3 protein-coding genes are annotated in these 1,731 nt (G+C 43.1%); all 3 read right to left on the bottom strand.

The annotated features are described in order from the left end of the window. Positions 1-315: hypothetical protein (locus ACWATR_RS39850; RefSeq protein ID WP_460345856.1), on the bottom strand; the 315-nt coding region annotated here is incomplete at its 3' end. A 9-nt stretch (positions 316-324) separates the two neighbouring features. Further along, positions 325-1,140 carry a KilA-N domain-containing protein gene (locus tag ACWATR_RS39855; RefSeq protein ID WP_460345859.1) on the bottom strand — a complete coding sequence of 272 codons (816 nt, stop codon included), beginning with the start codon at positions 1,138-1,140 and terminating at the stop codon, positions 325-327. 39 nt (positions 1,141-1,179) lie between these two features. Beyond that, the gene (locus ACWATR_RS39860) at positions 1,180-1,638 is read right to left on the bottom strand and encodes a DUF1392 domain-containing protein (RefSeq protein WP_460345862.1); all 459 of its coding nucleotides are present in this window, start codon (positions 1,636-1,638) and stop codon (positions 1,180-1,182) included. Between the last annotated feature and the right edge of the window lie 93 nt (positions 1,639-1,731).

Consider the following 1,731-nt stretch of genomic DNA (forward strand, 5'->3'; position numbering starts at 1 on the left):
GTTAATCATAACGACCAATCTTTCTATGTCAGCTACATTCACGCCATCCCCAAAAACTGTTTGTCTGCCTGAGTAAGTTCCATGTAGCATGAAGTATGAAAGGTATCGTCTGCCTCGTTGATTTCCCAAGTTGTCAACAGCATCGCTAATTAAATCGACTGCACACAGATCCAAGATTGTTTTGTACTGCCAATTTACTAAAGACTCAACACCTAACCATTCGGCAACAGTAGCCGAGAGGAAGTAGCCATAACCTTGATAAAACCTGTAGGCAAGGCTAATCTCTTTACCAATTTCATCAATAATTTCTTCCACTGTTTCACCTCAGTTGCGTTCATTAAACAATTGTGTAATACTTGGCAACCACCGTAGCTGAAAGACAGTCTGATTTGAACCTTTGGCGATCGCTGAAACCATCCGTCCCCATTGCTTACCTGAGTCGGTTGGACGATATGGGATTTTCTTATCATTAGTACGGTATTGCAAGCCAGCATGAACCAACCAGTTGTTTACAGCTACTGCACTCATTCCAACTTTCTCGCCAATATCGGTTGGTCTTAGGTAAGCATCATCGCTAACATTGGTGCAACCGATCGCAGTCTTGAGTTCATCGGCTGCTGGCTTGAGGGCTGGATTAACTCTGGTGGCAGCGTTAACTGCAAGTTGAGCGGTGAGGGATTTCTCTAATCCAGCAAATTCACCCACCAGCAGGGCTAACTGTGCAGCTTCATGGGATGGGGCTAATGCTTTTGGTGGTTTCTCTGGCTCTGGTATTGGTTTTTGCTCTACTTCACTGGAGAGCATTACTTTCATTAGGGTTCTGTTTGCCCAGATGCGAAATGGAATAGATACCCACTGAGCTAAATCGATTGCTACCTCTGGATATACCCAAGTCCCTTGGATACTTCCACGTCCTTCAACTTCGATTATCAGTAACGATATCGGAATCCCGATATCGTTAGAAAGCTCTAACCAATAGGCTTTTGTAGATTTTCTTTCTTTGTAATGTCCCCAAAGTTTCCCATTTGCCGCGCACATCTGAGTTGCATTCACATAGCCCTTTGGGATACTGTATTTACCTATTTCTCCATCTTGGGGCATTTGCTGAATTTCTGAGCCGCGCCATGAGTGTGTCAACATAATTCATTACCTGTTTATTGAACAAAATAGTGAACTGATTCAGGCATTCACCCGTACTAAACTTTTTTCACCAACCAGCGAGAAGCGATTAAGTATAGTTGGTGTTTCAGCCAATGTTGGCGATACCAATTCGACAAGGTAAAACCAAAACTTATCCACAAGTACAACCCCTAGAATTAGTCGTTGTTTCGTGCCATCACCGTAAGAACATAGGATTACTTTCTGCCCCAAAGCGAAAGCAGATTTTTGCACCGTGAGAGTTTCTAATTGACCAGTCCCAATGATTTGATGTTCTGTAGCGTGAACAATTTCATCACCACAGATGACTGTATAAAGCCAACACTCATGTTTCCATTGCACACCAGAGCAATAACCAAATGTTCTTGTAGTTTTCAGGTAAACTCTCTCCAGTAAATTCACCTCAACGGGCGGAATTGTTTGACCCCAAGGCGGGGAGATATACCAACTGGTTTTAAGTGCGTTAACGTAGTCAATCATGCTTTTTCCTCTGGGATTAATAACTTAAAAATCCTCGGCAATCTCCAACAAAAAGCCGCGTCCCGTGTTCTGTACTTGCACCAATTCTCTATC

Source organism: Nostoc sp. UIC 10890 (assembly GCF_054786515.1).